Below are 16852 nucleotides of genomic sequence, written 5' to 3'. Positions count from 1 at the left end.
ACCCGGACCCGGAGAGCCTCTTGCGCCAGCCCAATGTCGTACTGATCTGTGTGGACCAGTGGAGGGGCGACTGCCTCTCCGCCGCGGGCCACCCCGACGTCCACACCCCTCACCTGGACGAACTCGCGGGCGAAGGTGTGCGTTTCGACCGCGCCTACTCCGCGACGCCGACCTGTGTTCCCGCCCGCGTGGCCCTCTTCACAGGACAGTCGCAGGAGCGGCACGGCCGGGTCGGGTACCGCGAGGGTGTGCCCTTCGAGCAGGTCCACCCGGTGACGCTGCCGGGCGAGTTCCGGCGCGGCGGCTACCAGACCCAGGCCGTCGGCAAGATGCACGTCTTCCCGGAGCGCGCCCGCCTGGGCTTCGACGACGTACGGCTGCACGACGGCTATCTGCACTACGCGCGCAGGCGTCACAGCCGCAACTTCGAGTTCTTCGACGACTACGTGCCCTGGCTGCGCCGCCAGCCCGGGATGACGCCGGCCGCCGACTACGCGGACCACGGCGTCAGCTGCAACTCCATCGTCGCGCGCCCCTGGGACAAGCCCGAGGCGCTCCATCCGACGACGTGGGCGGTGACCGAGGCGATCGAGTGGCTGCCGCGCCGCGACCCCACCAAGCCGTTCTTCCTCTATCTGTCGTTCCACCGGCCGCACCACCCGTACGACCCGCCGGAGTGGGCCTTCGACCAGTACATGGCCCTCGACCCGTACGAACCCGTGGTCGGTGACTGGGTCGACGACTATGCGCCGTACCGCAAGGACGGCTATCACGAGGCGGCCGTCGGCGTGATCGATCCGCGGCTGGTGCACCGGGCGCGGGCGGGCTACTACGGGCACATGGCGCACATAGATCTGCAGATCAAGCGGTTCCGCGAGGCGCTGGTCGAGGCGGGTCTCGGTGACGACACGATGTTCTGTTTCGTGTCGGACCACGGCGAGATGATGGGCGATCACCACATGTTCCGTAAGGCACTGGGCTTCGAGGGCTCTGCACGGGTGCCCATCCTGATGAACCTCGCGCCGTCGATGCGCGGCGACGCGGGCGGCTCGGTGGCCGACGAGGTCGTGGAACTGCGCGACGTGATGCCGACGCTGCTCGAAGCGGCGGGACTTCCGGTGCCCGACAGTGTCGACGGGCGCAGCCTGCTGCCGTTCCTTCGCGGTGAGCGCCCGGACGACTGGCGGGAGTATCTGCACGGGGAGCACACCTATCTGGGGCAGTCGCTGCAGTGGGTGACCGACGGGCGGCACAAGTATCTGTGGATGTCGGGCGACGGGCACGAGCAGCTCTTCGATCTCGCCGAGGATCCGAAGGAGTTGGTGAACCTGGCCCGGCTGCCCGAGCACGCGACGCTGCTGGAGCGCTGGCGCGGGCGGCTGATCGACGCGCTGCGCGACCGCGAGGAGGGCTTCGTGCACGGCGGCGAACTGGTGACGGGCCGACCGGTGGTCACCGAGCTGCGGCACACCCGGGAGCGCATCGCCGCCGCGACCGGGGCCGGCTGACAGGGGGACTTGTCGTGAGGGAGATCAGGCGAACCGCACTCCGAGCCCGCCGTCCACGGCCCACTCCGCGCCCGTGACGAAGGACGCCGCGTCGGAGGCGAGGAAGCAGACGACTTCGGCGACCTCCTCGGGGGTGCCGATCCGGCCCAGCGGATGGACGTCGAGCGCCTTGCGCTCGGCGTCCCGGTCCGGGTGCTGCTCGAAGTACTCGTCGACCAGTGCCGTCCTGATGTAGCCGGGGCTGACCGCGTTGACCCGTACGCCGTGCGGCGCGACCTCCAGGGCCATCGAGCGGGTCAGCCCGACGAGACCGGACTTGGCCGCCGCGTACGGGTACATGCCGGCGCAGGTCAGTTTCGCGTGCAGGGACGCGATGTTGACGATCGCCCCGCTGCCGCGCTCGATCATCGACGGCAGGGTGTGCTTCGCGCAGAGGAAGGCCGCCTTGAGGTCGACGTCGAAGACCTGGTCCCATTCGGCCTCGGTCATCGCGACCGGGTCGGCGTAGACGTTGCGTCCTGCGTTGTTGACGAGGATGTCGACCGGTCCGAGCGTGGCGGCCACGTCGCTCACGGCGTCGGCGACCGACTGCCCGTCCGTGACGTCGACCCGGCGGAAGGCGACGCGGGCACCCCTGCCGGTGAGTTCGTCGCGCAGCGCCGCTCCGGACTCCTCGTCCAGGTCGAAGAACGCCACGGCCGCGTCCTCGCGCACGGCCGTCTCGACGAGCGCCCGGCCGATGCCGCGCGCCCCGCCCGTCACCAGGACCACCCGGTCCGCCAACCGTCCCATCGCCACTCCTCGTTCGCTCCGCTGCCCGACCCTCGCCGACTCTTGACAGCCTAGCTGCTAAGTAGCGACCCTTGCTGTCGCCCCGCGCCCCGGCCGGGCCCCGAGACCGAAGGTGCGAACGAGTGACCTCACGCTATGTGCTCCGACTCCAGGTGGATCCGGCCGACGATCCGACGCAGGCCGGCGACAGGCTGCTCGCCCTGGCGCGGGCGGCGCGAGCCGAGGAGATCTGCGTGTTCCTCTTCGGCCTGGAGTTCAACGACGGCCACGAGAGCCTCGACGGCGTCGCGCACTGGCTGGCGGCCACACGCCCCTGGCGCACCCGGCTCCGCGCCGAGGGCATCGCCGTGAGCCTCAACCCCGGCCACACCGTGGGCCACAGCGACTGGGCCCGCTCCCTCAAGCCCGGCCAGACCTGGCAGACGATGACCGACCAGCACGGGACGGCCGCCGACGTGCAGGTGTGCCCGCTGGACCCCGGCTGGCGCGCGTACTTCGCGCAGACCCTGCGTCTGTACGCAGCCGAGGACGTCGACACGGTGTGGATCGAGGACGACATCCGGCTGCACAACCACCGTCCGCTCGACTGGGGCGGCTGCTTCTGCCCGCTCCACCTGGCCGAGTTCGCCCGCCGCACCGGCATCGAGACGACGCGCGAGAAGCTGGTCGCGGCCTGTACCGCGCCCGGCGACCCGCACCCCTGGCGGGAGCGCTGGCTGGACTTCTGGGACAACACGCAGCGTGAACTCCTCACGTCCTGGCGCGAGATACTCGGCGACCGGCTCGGCCTGATGTCCTCACGCACGGACTCCCACGCCGCCGAGGGCCGCGACTGGCAGTCCTGGCTGGACCTCCCGGCCCTGCACCGCCCGCACTTCTGGGGCTACTCCGACGCCGCCGGACCCGAACTTCCGTGCGCGATCCAGCAGTTGGACATGCAGCGCGCGGTGCAGCCCGAGGGCCTCCGCAGCTTCCCCGAGATCGAGTGCTGGCCCTACGGACACTGGAACAAGTCCTTCCGCCAGACGGGCGCCCAGATGTCCCTGGCCCACGTCCTCGGCAGCGACGGCCTCGCGATCAGCCTCTACGACTTCCTCGGCAACCACCCGGACGACGAACCCCGCCGCGCCTCCTTCCTCTCGGAGTGGCGGGACACGTTCGACTGGCTCTCGGAGACGTTTCCCAAGACCCTCCGTACGGTCGGCGTCGGGCTGCCCTGGTCGGAGCGGACCGGCAGGCGCACCCACACGGAGCGTGCGGGCTGGCGGTCGCTCGTCGTCCCGCACGGCTCATGGGCCGGACTGCTCGGCGCCGCGGGCCACGCCGTCACCGCCCGGGGCGGCGCGAGCGTCAACGCCCTCTCGGGGGAGGCGACTTGGGCATTCGAAGACGCCGAACTGCGCGAGTGGCTCAGCCAGGGACTGCTGCTCGACTCGGTGGCGGCCCGGATCCTCTTCGAGCGCGGCTACGGCCCGCTGATCGGCGTGACGGGGGCGCGGCCGTCCCCCGAGGGTCACTCCCGCGAGATCTGCACCGACCCCGAATTCTCCCTGCGCCCCGGCTGCGCGATCTCGCTGGACGCCGAGAGCTACGACCGTTCCACCGTGGTCGCGTTCGACCCCGCGCCGGACGCGCGCGTCGCCAGCGTGGTCCGCGATCAGCTCGACCGCGAGAGAGGCAGCGGACTCCTCCTGTACGAGAACGCGCTGGGCGGCCGGGTCGCCGTCACCCCCTGGCCCGCCCACACCCCCGGCACGACCTTGATGAACGCGCAGCGCGAGGCGCAGTTGGGCGCCGTACTCGACTGGCTGTCGCGGGGTGCGCACGCACGGGCCACCGGGCATCCGTGGCTCGTCACACAGGCGCTGACCGACGGCACGGACTGGCGCGTCGTGGTGTGGAACGCCTCGCCGGACGAAGCCGACGACTTCCGGCTCCGGCTGCCCCAGGGCATGCCGGAACCGCGCTCGGTGGTCCAGGTGACGGCCAGGGGCGAACGCCTCACCGCGGCCTGGCGCGACGACCGTCCGCTGCTGTCGCGCCCGCTCGGACAGTGGGAGTACGTGGTGCTGAGCAGCGCACACGCCTGATTTCCGCCGTGACGTCGACGGTACGCTGGGGCCCGCCCGGCACATCCCCCGAAGGAGTTTCCACGTGGCAGTGCGCCGCACCACGCTGTTCGATCAGGTCGCCGGCGAGATCGTCGACCTGATCGAGGAGTCGGGGCTCGAGCCCGGCGACGACGTGCCCTCGGAGGGCGAACTCGCGGCCAGGTTCGGGGTCAACCGGCTCGCGGTGCGCGAGGCGATCCGGGTGCTGTCCGCCCGCGAGATCCTCGTGTCGAGCCAGGGCCGGCCGGCCAGGGTCAACGTCCCCTCGGCGCGGGTGTTCGGGCAGATCCTCCAATTCCGGCTGCGCCAGCAGTCGTTGGAGTTCGCGGACGTCCTGGACGCGCGCGCCGCCATCGAGGGCGCGCTGGCGTCCCGGGCGGCGGCGCGGGTCGCGTCCGGCGACGCCTCCCCCGACGCGGCGGCCACGCTGCTCGACGAGATGGAGGACGCCGTCGAGGACCGCGACCGCTTCGTGGCCCTCGACCTCGCCTTCCACCACGAGATCGCGCGCATGGCCGGGAACGGGATGCTGGCACTCGTATTGGAGTCACTCTCGGACATCCTCACCGCACACCGTCTCGCCAGCTACGAAGGGCGGTCCCGCCGGGGCGACAGCCAGCGGGCGACCATCACGGCCCACCGGCGGATCCTGGCCGCCATCGCGACGGGCTCACCGGACGATGCGGTCGCCGCCATGGCGGCCCATCTCGACGAGACCGGCGAGGATCTCGCCGTGTCCTAGGGACTTACGTTCGGCTCAGCCCGGGACAGGGAGCGGGGCCTGAGCCGAACGAAAGACCCTAGGCACGCCCAGCCGGCTCCGGCTCCACGAAATCGCACCACACCGCCTTGCCTTCCCCCCGCGGCTCGACGCCCCAGCAGTCCGCGACCGCGTCGACCAAGAGCAGCCCGCGCCCCGATGTCGCCGCCTCGCCCGGAGTGCGGCGGCGCGGAAAGACGCTCGACCGGTCCTTGACCCACAGCCGGACGCGCCGCACCGGCCCCGGCAGGACTTCGAGGGTGATGACGGCGCCGGCCTCCGTGTGCAGGAGCGCGTTCACCATCAGCTCACCGGCGGCGACCTCCATGTCGTCCGCCACCGCGGCGAATCCCCAGTCCTCAAGGGCGCTTCGCAGCGCTGTGCGGGTCTCGACGAGACCCTGCGGGTCCGCCGGGTGAAGGTACTGGTGGATGCGCGGCGCGAGCGGGGTTCCGGGGTCGAGGTCCCGGCGCAGGACGAGCAGTGCCACGTCGTCGGCGGTCGGCGTGGCCTGCGAGAGCCGTGCCGACAGATGCTCGGCGATGGCGCGCGCCTGGACGGGCCCGTGACGCACCGCTTCGGTGATGGCCTTCACGCCTGCCGTCACGTCGCGCCCCCGATGGTCGACGAGGCCGTCGGTGAAAAGGATGAACGCCTCGCCGGGCAGCAGGTCGAGCCGCGTCTCGGGGTACTCCTCCTGCTCGAACTCCGTGGCCAGGCCCAGCGGGAGCCCGCCCCGCACCGGTGGGGTGCTGACGCGGCCGTCCGCGTGCCGCAGCAGCGGTTCCATGTGGCCGGCCCTGATCGCTCGTACATCTCCGGTGGCCGGGTCGACCTGGGCGTACGTGCAGGTGGCGAAGCGGTCGGTGTCGAGTTCGGCAAGGAAGCGCGAGGCGCGCGCGATGACTGTGGACGGCGGGTGGCCCTCACCCGCGAAGGCACGGAGCGCGATGCGCAACTGGCCCATGACGGCGGCGGCCCGGGTGTCGTGCCCCTCGACGTCACCGACGACGATCCCGATCCTGCGCCGGGGCAGCGGGATCACGTCGTACCAGTCGCCGCCGACCTCCCGGCCGCGGCCCGCCGCGTGGTAGCGGGCCGCGATCTCGACGCCCGGGAACTCGGGGATGTGCCGGGGCAGCATCGTCGACTGGAGGCCCATGGCGAAGTCGCGTTCGCTGTCGAAGAGGATGGCCCGCTGAAGGGACTGGGCGACGACGCTCGCGAGGCCGAGGAACAGGTCACGGTCCTCGGCCGTGAACTCGTCGCGCCCCCGGAACAGGAGCGCGAGGCCCCCGACGGAGCGGGCCTGGGCGACCAGCGGCAGGAAAGCGGCCGCGTCCAGCTCAAGGCGTTTCACGTGGGGGCCGAGGCGCGGGAAGGTGTCGGCGAGTTGGCGCAGGGAGGTCACGAAGCGGGGGCGCTGGGTGATCACCGCCTCGGCGAGGGGCAGCGACTCGTCGAGGCGGTGCAGCTCGAGTTCTTCGAGCATGGGCGTCGATTCGCCTGACAGGGCGATGAGTTGGAGCGCGTCACCCTCGACGAGGCCGAGGACGAGTCCGTCGGCGCCGAAGCGTTCGAGTCCGCCCGCGCCGGTGAGGACGGCGGTCACATCGGCCACCGTCATGGCGCGGGACAGGGCGTCGGCGGCGCCCTGGAGGACGGTGGTCATCCGCTGCCACCCCCCGAGCTGGACGGGGCTGGTCATGGCGAGCTGGGCGCGGTCCGCGCCGGCGTCCCGCACGATGCCGACCACGTGCCGGGGTGTGCCGTGCTCGTCCCTGAGGACTCGGCCGCGCAGATGTGTCCACTGCTGCTCGCCGTCGCGGCGCCGGATGCGGAAGTAGGCACCGAAAGAGGAGCGTCCCGCGTGGATCGCCGTCATCGCGGCGGCGCCGAGCCGGGCGCCCTCCTCGGGCGCGACCTGGGAGAGCAAGGACTCGGGCCGGCCGTCGTACTCGTCGGGCCCGATGTCGAGGACGGCGAGGCCCGCCGCGTCCAGCTCGAGGGTGTCCCCCTCCACATCCCACTCGAAGGTGCCCACGCGGTTCAGGGCGAGGCGCTCCCCGAGGCCGATCTCCGCCCTGCGCCGTCCTGCCATGCGTTCGCTCCGGAGAAGTGAGCCGGGAAGCCCCGGTCAGCCGGCCGGGCCTGTCGCCTCCGGCGCTCCGTCCAGCCCCGCGCCGTCGACGCCGGGAACCCTCCGAGCATATCTTTGTGGGATTTATCACGCATTTCTACGCATATGCGGCACACCTTTCCCCGTATGGGCGGCATGACGATCAGCGTGTTCCCGCCGATCAGGGCTCGCGCGGGGCCAGATTCTGGCGCAGGACCCGCTTGAGGATCTTGCCGCTGGGGTTGCGGGGCAGCTCCTCCATGAAGTGGACGATCCGCGGCTTCTTGTACGAGGCGATGCGCTCGCGCGTGAAGTCGATGAGGTCCTGCGCGGTGGCGGGCTCCGCCCCGGGCCGCAGGACGACGGCGGCGGTGACGGCCTCACCCCACTTTTCGTCGGGGGTTCCGAACACGGCGACGTCGAGGACCGCGGGGTGCTCGGCGAGCACGGACTCGACCTCGATCGGGTACACGTTCTCGCCGCCCGTGATCACCATGTCCTTCATCCGGTCGGTGATGAACAGGTAGCCGTCCTTGTCCAGGTATCCCGCGTCGCCGGTCCTGAGCCAGCCGTCGGCGGTGAACAGCGCCTCGTTCTCCTCGGGCCGCTTCCAATAGCCCGGGGTGACCTGGCGGGAGCGGGTGAGGATCTCGCCCACGACACCCGGCGCCACATGATCGCCCGTGACCGGGTCGGCAATGGCCACCTCGACCTCCGGCCACACGTTGCCCGCCGACCGCAGCAGCGCCGAGCGCGGGCCGTCCACGACGTGATCCTCGGGCAGCAGCCGCGAGGCGGAACCGGTCGTCTCGGTGAGGCCGTACTTCTGGTAGAAGCCGCAGCCGAACGCTTCCATGGAGCGGCGCAGCAGTGCGGGCGTGATGGGCGAGGCGCCGTAGACGATCAACTGGAGCGCGGAGAAGTCGCGTTCGTCGATGTCGGGCAGTGTGGTGAGGAGGTGGAGTATGGCGGGCACGAAGAACGTGTGGGTGACCCGATGGCGCTCCATGAGGTCGACGACGGCAGCCGGGACGAGGTCGGGGACCAGTACCGTGTGGGCGCCCGCGGCGAGCGCGTTCACCAGCCAGCCGGTGCCTGCGATGTGGAAGACGGGCATGACGTTCAGGGAGACGGACGCCGTCGTCCAGCCCATCTCGCACAGCTGGTCCTCACTCGCGCTGCAGTTGTTCAGCGTGAGCTGGACGCCCTTGGGCAGCCCGGTGGTGCCAGAGGTGTAGAGCTGGAGGAAGACCGCGTCCTCGTTCCCGGCGCCCGGGTCGACATCGTTCGCCGCGGCCAGCCACTTCTCGTATGTGTGCTCGCCCGCGTCCGCCTCGCTCCCGGTGACGAGGGTGATGCCGGGAAGCGCGGCACGGACGGCACGCGCGCCTTGCAGGAACTCGGTCTGGGTGAGGACGACGGCGAGTTCGGCGTCCTGGGCGACCGCGACCAGTTCGCGCTCGGCCAGGCGCCAGTTCAGCGGGGTGGCGACGAGCCCCGCCTTGGCGCAGCCCATGAGGAGCTCCGCCGAGAGGATGCCGGGGCGTACGAGATATCCGACGTGGGCGCCCTTGGGCAGACCCTCGGCGAGGAGGGCCTGCGCGACACGGTTGCCCCGCCGATCGAGCTCGGCGAAGGTCAGCGTCCGTGAGCCTTCGGTGACGGCGGGAGCGTCGGGGTTCAGCGCGGCGTGCTGTCGTACGGCGTCGGGCAGGAAGGGGCCCATGCGGGAGTCCTCCATCGGCGTCGGCTTCGGCGACTGGTCACAGGACGGGACCGGACCGTGAGCATCCCGGCCCGGCAGCACGGCGTCAATGCGTTGAGCACACGTTCAAGACCGGTTCGCGGCTTTGGGGCCATGCGGATCGAGCCGTCCAGACGGGTCGAAGATGACGACATGGGCACCGCCCGCGACGAGGCGCTCGGTGGTCGCCCGCCCGAGGCCGGAGGCCTCACCGGTGACGAGGGCGGACGAACCGGTGTTGATCTGCATGGCTTTCCCGTCTCCGCCGACCCTCCTTGAACGATCGTTAAGTCATGCCGCACATGCAGATGCTGCCCATGCGGCGAGCCGGGCGGCTGATTCACGCGGGCCCGGATTCCTCCCGTATCCGCAGCAGCGCCTCCTGGACGACCGACGCGACGAGCCTCCCGTCCCGGTCCCAGAACTCGCCGTACGCCAGGGTCCGCCCGTCGCCCGCGAGGCGACTGCGGCAGGCGTACAGGAGCCAGGCGTCGGCCCGGAACGGGCGGTGGAACCACATCGCGTGGTCGAGCGAGGCGAGGACGACGCCGGCCGGCCGCGGTTCCCCGTACGGCACGAGGGCCGTGGGGGCCAGTGGTGCGTCGGAGATGTACGCGAGGGCGCAGGCGTGCAGCGCGGGGTCGTCGGGGAGGGCGCCGACCGTGCGGAACCACCCGAACCGTTCGATCTGCCCCTCGACCGCGCCGTGGACGTCCGGCACCTTCCGGTACTCCACCGCCGTGCGCAGCGGATGCGTCGCCGGGCGGAACGCGAACCCGTCGTCGAGGCCTTCGGGTCCCGGAACGGCCGGCATGCCGGGCTGTCGCGGGCTCCCTTCCTGCTGTGGCAGTTTGAAGGACACGCTCATCGTGAGCGCGTCCCTGCCGCCCTGGGTGGCGGTCACCTGGCGCACGGAGTAGCTCCGCCCGTCCCGCACCACGTCGGACACGTAGCGCGCGGGGCGCTCGGGCGTGACGGGGCGCAGGAAGTAGGCGTGCAGGGAGTGCACGGCGCGGTCGTCCTCGACGGTGCGGTACGCCGCGGCCAGGGCCTGGCCCACGACCGCCCCGCCGTAGGCGCGCCGCGCCGCACGGCCGGCGTGGCAGTACCCCTGGAGGACGCCCGAGCCGACGTCCTCCAGGGCGAGGCGCTCACCCTTGCCGAGGGGGCCGAAGGGCTGCGCCTGCTCCAGAACTCTGCTGATCATTCGTTAAGTGTGCAGGCCACGCACCCAGCCTGTCCACCCTTCGTGATCAGCGCACCCGCAGGCCCCCTGTTCCGGCGCCGGGCTCGCGTCGCCGTCCTCCCCCGGTCAGTCGTCGATCGCTTGGTAGAGCGTGGTCCAGAAGTCGAGCATGAGATGCACCGGATCCGGGACGGACGCCCCCACCTGGGTGAGCAGGATTCCGGTGAGCTGGTTCTCCGGGTCGGCATAGGTCGAGGTGCCGCTTCCGCCGTCCCAGCCGAACTGGCCGACGGGCGCGTAGTCACCGCGGTAGGTGCGCACCGCCATCCCGAAGCCCCAGCCACCGTGCTGCCCCTGGCCGTGGGACACATGGACGTTGTCGACCGCCAACTTGTGCCGGGCGGCGTGCTGTTCGGGCGAGAGACGGTTGGTGGTCATCAGCTCGACGGCGGCCCGCGACAGGATCCGTTCGCCCTCGTGCATCCCGCCGTTGAGCAGCATCCGGAAGTAGGCGTGGTAGTCGTCCGCGGTGGAGTTCAGCCCGCCGCCCCCGCCCTGGAACGCCGGCGGCGCGCTGTGGCGTCCCGTCTCGGCGTCGTCCCACACCTGGAACTCGCCGGTCCCCGGGTCGGGGGCGTACAGCGGCGGCAGCCGGTGGAGTTGGTCGGCCGGCACGTGGAACCCGGTGTCCTTCATGCCCAGCGGCTCGAAGACGCGCTCGCGCAGGAACGACTCGAACGACTGCCCTGTGACCCTGGCGACGAGCACGCCCACCAGATCGCTGCTGATCTGGTACTGCCAGCACTCTCCGGGCTGGTACATCAGCGGAAGCGTGCCGAGGCGGCGCATCCACTCGTCCGGCTCGGGCATCGGCTCCGGCAGATTGGGGGTGATCCCCTGCTCGAAGACGGCGTTCATGATCGGCGTGCCGAGCACCGTCATATCCATGCCGAGGCCGAACGTGGAGGTCAGCACGTCCCGTACGGTGATCGGCCGGCGCGCCGGCACGGTCTCGTCCAGCGGGCCGTCGACCCGCTTCAGCACCTGGCGGTCGGCCAGTTCCGGAAGCCACTGGTCCACGGCGTCGTCGAGGCGCAGCCTGCACTCGTCGAGCAGCACCATCGCCGCCGCGATCGAGACCGGCTTGGACGTCGAGGCCATCCGGAAGATCGTGTCCCGGCGCATCGGCGCGCCGCCGTCGTGACGCACCGTCCCCATCGTCTCGACATGCGTCTCGTCACCCCGGCTGAACAGCGCGACCAGGCCTGGGATCTTCCCCGAGTCGACATGCCGTGACAGCACGTCGTGCACCCTGTCCAACCCCGTCTTGGTGAAGCCGCTCATGCCAGTCCCCATCGTCAATCTCCCCACCTCGGTCTTCGATACCTGCAGCGCCCGATCGTGCGGAACCCGTCCCGTGCGCCGCTCATGGAAGCCACGAGCGGCGCGCGCGGGCCGGCCCGCGCAGGACTCCGTCCGGTCAGGTCACGCGGCCCGTATCAGGGCACGCCACATCCTCGCTGACTCGTGCCAGCCCCCCTGCAGGTTCATCCCGGCCGATGATCCCAGAAGACGGCCCCCGTCTCCCGGGAGTAGCAAATTTTTACGAAGTCCCTTACGGACCATGCGAGTTCTCGCATCACCCACCCTTGGAACAGGCGAACCCGGCCACCGCCGGATTCCTGTCGTCCACGGGGTCTCCGACCACGCCGATGACGGGTCCGGCCGCGCCCGCCGCGCGGCTCGGCGCACTCGGCCTCGCGGTTCGAGCGGCACAGGGGGTAGTTCGGGAGCAGTCAGCGGATCGTCTTCGTACCCCTTCACCTCGCCGAACCTCGACCCGCTCGTCCGGTCTTCCCGGGCCTGAAGCTTTTGGCTGCCCATTCATTACTCAGCCGGTGCGGTAGAGCGCGGTGAGCAGTTCGATCACGGCCTGGGTCGCGGGGTGCGGGTCGTCCCGCCACCAGGCGATCCGCACCGCGATCGGCTCGGCGTCCTGCACGGGCAGGTAGGTCACTCCAGGCCTCGGATACTGGTGGGCGGTGGACTCCGCCGTCATGCCGACGCAGCGGCCACTGGAGATGATGGTGAGCCAGTCGTCGACATCGTGGGTCTCCTCGACCGCGGGGCGGGAGTCCGGCGCCCACAGGTCGACGGTGGTGGTACCCGTGCGGCGGTCGATCAGCAGGGTGCGGTCGGCGACGTCGGCGAGACGGATCGCGGAGTGCGAGGCCAGCGGGTCATCGGTGGACAGGGCGGCCAGGCGCCGCTCCAGGCCCACGATGGCGGAGTCGAAGCGGCGGTCGTCGAGCGAACGGCGGACCACCGCGAGATCGCAGGCACCGTCCGCCAGACCGGCCGTCGCGGAGTTGACGCGGACCAGGTGCAGGTCGGTCTCGGGATGTGCCTGGGCCCAGCGGCGCTGGAGCGCCGGTGTGTGGCGGCCGAGCGCGGACCAGGCGTAGCCGATCCGCAAGGTGGTGTGACCCGAGGTGGCCTCCCGGACGAGGTCGTCCACCTCACCGAGCACGCGACGGGCCTGCGCGACCACGCGCAGGCCGGTCGCTGTCGGCGTCACCTCGCGGGAAGTGCGCCGCAACAGCCTTACGTCCAGGGCACGTTCGAGCGCCGCGAGAGTACGGGACACAGCGGCCTGGGAGACGCCGAGCGCGATGGCCGCGTCGGTGAAGCTGCCCTCATCGACGATGGCGACAAGGCAGCGCAGTTGCCGCAACTCCACATTCATAACCCAAGCGTATAGCTGGCGCGGCGAACGCATTTTGTGCAAGCGTCCCCGGGCTGCACGCTCGTTGCATGCGACCCGCACGCGTATCCGCGTCGACCCCCGTTCAGCTCCGTGCCCCCTCAGCGCCTCCCGAGCCGCCCAGGGGCCGACTCGTCGGTGTGGCCACGATGATCGGCAGCGGCCTGTCCAACCAGACCGGTGCGGCGGTCGGCTCGCTCGCCTTCCCCTCCATCGGTCCCGTCGGTGTGGTCGCCGTACGCCAGTACGTGGCTGCCGTCGTCCTGACGGCTGTCGCACGCCCTCGTCTGCGGAGCTTCACCTGGGCGCAGTGGCAGCCCGTCCTGGGGCTCGCCGTCGTGTTCGGCTCCATGAATCTGTCCCTGTACAGCGCGATCGACCGCATTGGTCTGGGCCTCGCGGTGACGTTGGAGTTCCTCGGGCCGCTGGCGATCGCGCTGGCCGGGGCGCGGCGGCGGATCGACGCGTGCTGTGCGGTGGTCGCCGCGGCGGGCGTCGTCGTGCTGATGCGGCCACAGCCCTCCGCGGACTACGTCGGGATGGGCCTGGGCCTGTTCGCGGCGTGCTGCTGGGCCTCGTACATCCTGCTCAACCGGGAGGTCGGCCGCCGCGTCCCCGGTGCTCAGGGCTCCGCGGCGGCCACACTCGTGTCGGCCACGATGTTCATGCCGGTCGGCGTCGTCGTGGTGCTCCACCACCCGCCGTCCGCCGGTGCCGTGGGCTGTGCGATCGCCGCCGGTGTGCTCTCCTCGGCGGTGCCGTACCTGGCGGACTTGTTCACCCTGCGCCGGGTGCCCGCCCAGGCGTTCGGCCTCTTCATGAGCGTCAACCCGCTCCTGGCCGCGCTCGTCGGCCGGATCGGGCTCGGCCAGGATCTGGGCGGGCCGGAGTGGGCGGGCATCGGGGCGATCGTCGCGGCGAACGCCTTCAGCATGCTCGCCCGCACCAGGCGCTGACCTCAGATCACTCCCTGCGCGTTCATGGCGTCCGCAACACGCAGGAAGCCGGCGACGTTGGCGCCCAGGACGTAGTCGTCCGCGGCGGCGCCGTAGACCTCGGCGGTTTCACGGCACTGGGTGTGGACGTCACGCATGATCGCGGCGAGGCGGGACTCGGTCTGCTGGAAGGTCCACGTTTCGCGGGCCGCGTTCTGCTGCATCTCCAGCGCGGAGGTGGCCACGCCACCCGCGTTGGCGGCCTTGCCCGGACCGAAGAGCACCCCGGCCTCGTGGAACACCCCGACGGCCTCAGGGGTGCAGGGCATGTTGGCGCCCTCGGCGACGGCCAGCACGCCGTTCTTGACCAGCGCGACGGCGTCCTCGCGGCGCAGTTCGTTCTGAGTCGCACACGGCAGAGCTATGTCGCACGAGACGTCGTACACCGTGCCGCGAGCGGAGAAACGTGCGGTCGGCTTCGCCTCGGCGTAGGCGGAGATCCGCTCCCGGCGCACCTCCTTGATCTCCTTGAGCAGCGCCAGGTCCATGCCGTCCTCGTCGACGAGGTACCCCGAGGAGTCGGAGCAGGCGATCACGCGACCGCCCAGGGAATGGACCTTCTCGATGGCGTACAGGGCGACGTTGCCGGAGCCCGAGACGACCACCCGGCGACCCTCGAAGTCCTGGCCGCGGGTCGCGAGCATCTCCTGGGCGAAGTAGACCGTGCCGTAGCCGGTGGCCTCGGTGCGGGCGTGCGATCCGCCCCAGGCCACCGGCTTGCCGGTCAGGACGCCCGCCTCGTACCGATTGGTGATCCGCTTGTACTGACCGAAGAGGTAGCCGATCTCGCGGGCCCCCACACCGATGTCCCCGGCGGGCACGTCGGTGTGCTCGCCCAGGTGCCGGTAGAGCTCGGTCATGAAGGACTGGCAGAACCGCATGACCTCGCCGTCCGAACGGCCCTTGGGATCGAAGTCCGATCCACCCTTGCCACCACCGATCGCCATACCCGTCAGCGAGTTCTTGAAGATCTGCTCGAAGCCCAGGAACTTCACGATGCCGAGATTGACGCTCGGGTGGAAGCGCAGACCCCCCTTGTACGGGCCGAGCGCACTGTTGAACTCCACCCGGAAACCGCGGTTGACCTGGACAGCGCCCTGGTCATCCACCCACGGAACCCGGAACATCACCTGCCGCTCCGGCTCGCACAGACGCGCCACGATCCCGGCGTCCACGTACTCCGGGTGCCGTTCAAGCACCGGCGCGAGGGAGTGCAGCACCTCCTCCACCGCCTGGTGAAACTCCCCCTCCCCCGCGCTGCGACGGCAGACCTGCCCGTAGAGGTCCTCGAGGTACGCCTTGGTGTCCATGGGCATGTGACCTTCCCGTTCGCAGATCCCGGCGCCGCTGCCAGGTGGAGTGCCTGCACACTAGCTCGGTGGCGTTTCTCCCCTTCGTACGGGAGCCGGGAAGACTCACGGTGACGTTTCGGCAGGTGTCGCAATGTGCAGGAGTGGGCGTCCGCGCATTCACGGGGCTGCTGTCAGGCGCCCGTTGCCGCGGTCGGCCCGGGCTCGGTGCGGGCTCGGTGCGGGCCGACCTGTCGACGTCGATCGCGACGGCATGCGCCATCTCTTCCGTGGCGCATCCGGAGGCGACGCCCCAGTAGTACGCGATCAGCGCCACCCCCAAGCTCGAGCAGCGTGCCAGCAGGCAGGGAAGACAAGGTGCGTGAGGGTGCACCATTCCAAGGGGCGCAAACGAATGAGCGGGGCATCTTGCCGCAGCAGGCTCGGTGCCGGCAGCCGCGAAGTGGTGGGTCTCAGCCTCTTCCTCCACTGAGGTTCCCCCACTGCGGGCCGATCTGTTTCCACTCCTCGTCCCATTCGGCCAAGCGCCGCCGGATGAGCCGGTTACGTACCACCCAGCCGGCGCCCCAGACCGCGGCAGCGACCGGTGGCGCGACGAGGATGGCGGCCAAGGACTCCTGCAGCGTCGCCTCGGCGCCGGTGGCAGGTGCCGGCACCACCCCGCCCTTCCCGTCCGTCCACACCGTGACCCGCGTGCCTGCCGGCGCCCTCGGCAGGACCTTCGCCTCGCCGGTGTGCACCGCGCCGTCAGCGTCCGTCCAGCGCACGGCCGCCCATACTCTGCCGTCGTCGTAACCCCCGGTGGTGGGCCCGGTACCCGCCGCTCGATCAGTGAGTACCGCAGTCACGGCATGAGCCTTGGCCGCCTGCGCCGAGAAGGCCGAGTCGACGGCCTGTACCACCAGTACACCCGCCAGAAGGCCGGTGGCGACCGCGAGCAGCCAGATGACGAGCACGAGCCAGGCCTCGACCACATCGCTGTGCCGGCGCAGCGAGTTGCGTCGCCAGCGCCACCTCAGTGAGGCGGCCTTTACAGGAACTGTCCTTGTCATCGTCGCCGCCTCTGGTCCAGTGCCGGCCGCTCTGCGTCAGGCCGCGCGGGTGTGGCCGGCGTCCGGAAGGCCGGGGTCGAGGGGCGGTGCCGGGGCGGTCCGGTCAGGGCACTCTCCACGGACCAACCCGTCATCGTCCGGCACCGGGAGTGCGCTGACCCGCCACTCACGCATCGCCTTCACGATGTCCTTGAAGGACGCGCCGGTGCGCAGGGCCACAACCCGATGGCGCATCACATCGTGCACGCCGGTCGGAGTGCCGTTCATGGCGTCCTCCAAGGGCTCGGCTGCCGCCATCGGACACTTTTCAGGCTGCGGGTTCGTGCCGTGCGGGTCATGGGCCGAATGGGCCCGGGAGGCTACCCGGTCGGTCCCTTACAGACCGTGACCCCGCTACGTCCTTCTACGAGCCGCCACTAGTACTCCAGCAGGATTTCGCTGTCTGACCTGGTCTTTTCGCCGGGTGGCGGGAGTGTAGCGGGACTTCGATCGTGCGGGGGCGGTCTCACGG

Annotated in this window: 14 protein-coding genes and 1 pseudogene; 4 read left to right on the top strand and 11 right to left on the bottom strand. The window is 70.8% G+C overall.

Features of this window, described 5'->3' with window-relative positions:
* Nucleotides 1-20 precede the first annotated feature (20 nt).
* Complete coding sequence (locus ACZ67T_RS21290) at nt 21-1508, top strand: arylsulfatase (RefSeq protein ID WP_469985977.1); 1488 nt, start codon at nt 21-23, stop codon at nt 1506-1508.
* 24 nt (nt 1509-1532) lie between these two features.
* Here the strand turns inward: ACZ67T_RS21290 and ACZ67T_RS21285 are convergent, their stop codons facing one another.
* Nucleotides 1533-2300, bottom strand: coding sequence for an SDR family NAD(P)-dependent oxidoreductase (locus ACZ67T_RS21285; protein WP_469985976.1), 768 nt, complete (start codon nt 2298-2300; stop codon nt 1533-1535).
* A 122-nt stretch (nt 2301-2422) separates the two neighbouring features.
* Between ACZ67T_RS21285 and ACZ67T_RS21280 the strand changes: the two genes are divergently transcribed.
* Together ACZ67T_RS21280 and ACZ67T_RS21275 are read left to right on the top strand one after the other, a co-directional pair.
* Nucleotides 2423-4390 carry a hypothetical protein gene (locus ACZ67T_RS21280; RefSeq protein ID WP_469985975.1) on the top strand — a complete coding sequence of 656 codons (1968 nt, stop codon included), beginning with the start codon at nt 2423-2425 and terminating at the stop codon, nt 4388-4390.
* A 64-nt stretch (nt 4391-4454) separates the two neighbouring features.
* Nucleotides 4455-5153, top strand: a complete 699-nt coding sequence (locus ACZ67T_RS21275) for a FadR/GntR family transcriptional regulator (protein WP_469985973.1) — start codon at nt 4455-4457, stop codon at nt 5151-5153.
* 58 nt (nt 5154-5211) lie between these two features.
* Here ACZ67T_RS21275 and ACZ67T_RS21270 read toward each other — a convergent pair whose 3' ends face one another.
* From ACZ67T_RS21270 to ACZ67T_RS21240, 7 genes and pseudogenes are all read right to left on the bottom strand, one after another.
* On the bottom strand, nt 5212-7272 hold the full coding sequence (locus ACZ67T_RS21270; protein WP_469985972.1) for a SpoIIE family protein phosphatase: 2061 nt from the start codon (nt 7270-7272) through the stop codon (nt 5212-5214).
* 199 nt (nt 7273-7471) lie between these two features.
* Nucleotides 7472-9016 carry a long-chain-fatty-acid--CoA ligase gene (locus ACZ67T_RS21265; RefSeq protein ID WP_469985970.1) on the bottom strand — a complete coding sequence of 515 codons (1545 nt, stop codon included), beginning with the start codon at nt 9014-9016 and terminating at the stop codon, nt 7472-7474.
* Between the two features lie 105 nt (nt 9017-9121).
* Nucleotides 9122-9283 (bottom strand): hypothetical protein, encoded by a 162-nt coding sequence (locus ACZ67T_RS21260; RefSeq protein WP_469985969.1) that lies wholly within the window; start codon nt 9281-9283, stop codon nt 9122-9124.
* A 91-nt stretch (nt 9284-9374) separates the two neighbouring features.
* Nucleotides 9375-10241, bottom strand: coding sequence for an acyl-CoA thioesterase (locus ACZ67T_RS21255; RefSeq protein ID WP_469985967.1), 867 nt, complete (start codon nt 10239-10241; stop codon nt 9375-9377).
* Between the two features lie 105 nt (nt 10242-10346).
* Nucleotides 10347-11576, bottom strand: coding sequence for a serine hydrolase domain-containing protein (locus tag ACZ67T_RS21250; protein ID WP_469985966.1), 1230 nt, complete (start codon nt 11574-11576; stop codon nt 10347-10349).
* A gap of 390 nt (nt 11577-11966) precedes the next feature.
* A pseudogene (locus tag ACZ67T_RS21245) lies at nt 11967-12086 on the bottom strand (pirin family protein); the annotation flags it as partial.
* Between the two features lie 25 nt (nt 12087-12111).
* Nucleotides 12112-12966: a LysR family transcriptional regulator gene (locus ACZ67T_RS21240; RefSeq protein WP_469985965.1), complete on the bottom strand. Its 855-nt coding sequence runs from the start codon at nt 12964-12966 to the stop codon at nt 12112-12114.
* A 158-nt stretch (nt 12967-13124) separates the two neighbouring features.
* Between ACZ67T_RS21240 and ACZ67T_RS21235 the strand changes: the two genes are divergently transcribed.
* A complete protein-coding gene (locus ACZ67T_RS21235) occupies nt 13125-13940 on the top strand; it encodes an EamA family transporter (protein ID WP_469985963.1) in 816 nt (271 codons plus the stop codon).
* Between the two features lie 2 nt (nt 13941-13942).
* Here the strand turns inward: ACZ67T_RS21235 and gdhA are convergent, their stop codons facing one another.
* The 3 genes from gdhA to ACZ67T_RS21220 all read right to left on the bottom strand — a co-directional run bounded on the left by gdhA (nt 13943) and on the right by ACZ67T_RS21220 (nt 16608).
* On the bottom strand, nt 13943-15289 hold the full coding sequence (gene gdhA / locus ACZ67T_RS21230) for an NADP-specific glutamate dehydrogenase (protein WP_469986392.1): 1347 nt from the start codon (nt 15287-15289) through the stop codon (nt 13943-13945).
* Between the two features lie 452 nt (nt 15290-15741).
* Complete coding sequence (locus tag ACZ67T_RS21225; RefSeq protein WP_469985962.1) at nt 15742-16341, bottom strand: Rv1733c family protein; 600 nt, start codon at nt 16339-16341, stop codon at nt 15742-15744.
* A 36-nt stretch (nt 16342-16377) separates the two neighbouring features.
* Entirely contained in the window at nt 16378-16608 is a 231-nt protein-coding gene (locus tag ACZ67T_RS21220; protein ID WP_469985961.1) for a CBS domain-containing protein, read from the bottom strand.
* Nucleotides 16609-16852: the final 244 nt, after the last annotated feature.

The sequence above is a fragment of the Streptomyces sp. NPDC107517 genome (assembly GCF_055582645.1).
Note: the sequence above shows the minus strand (reverse complement) of the source record. Positions and strands in the feature narration are given on the sequence as shown.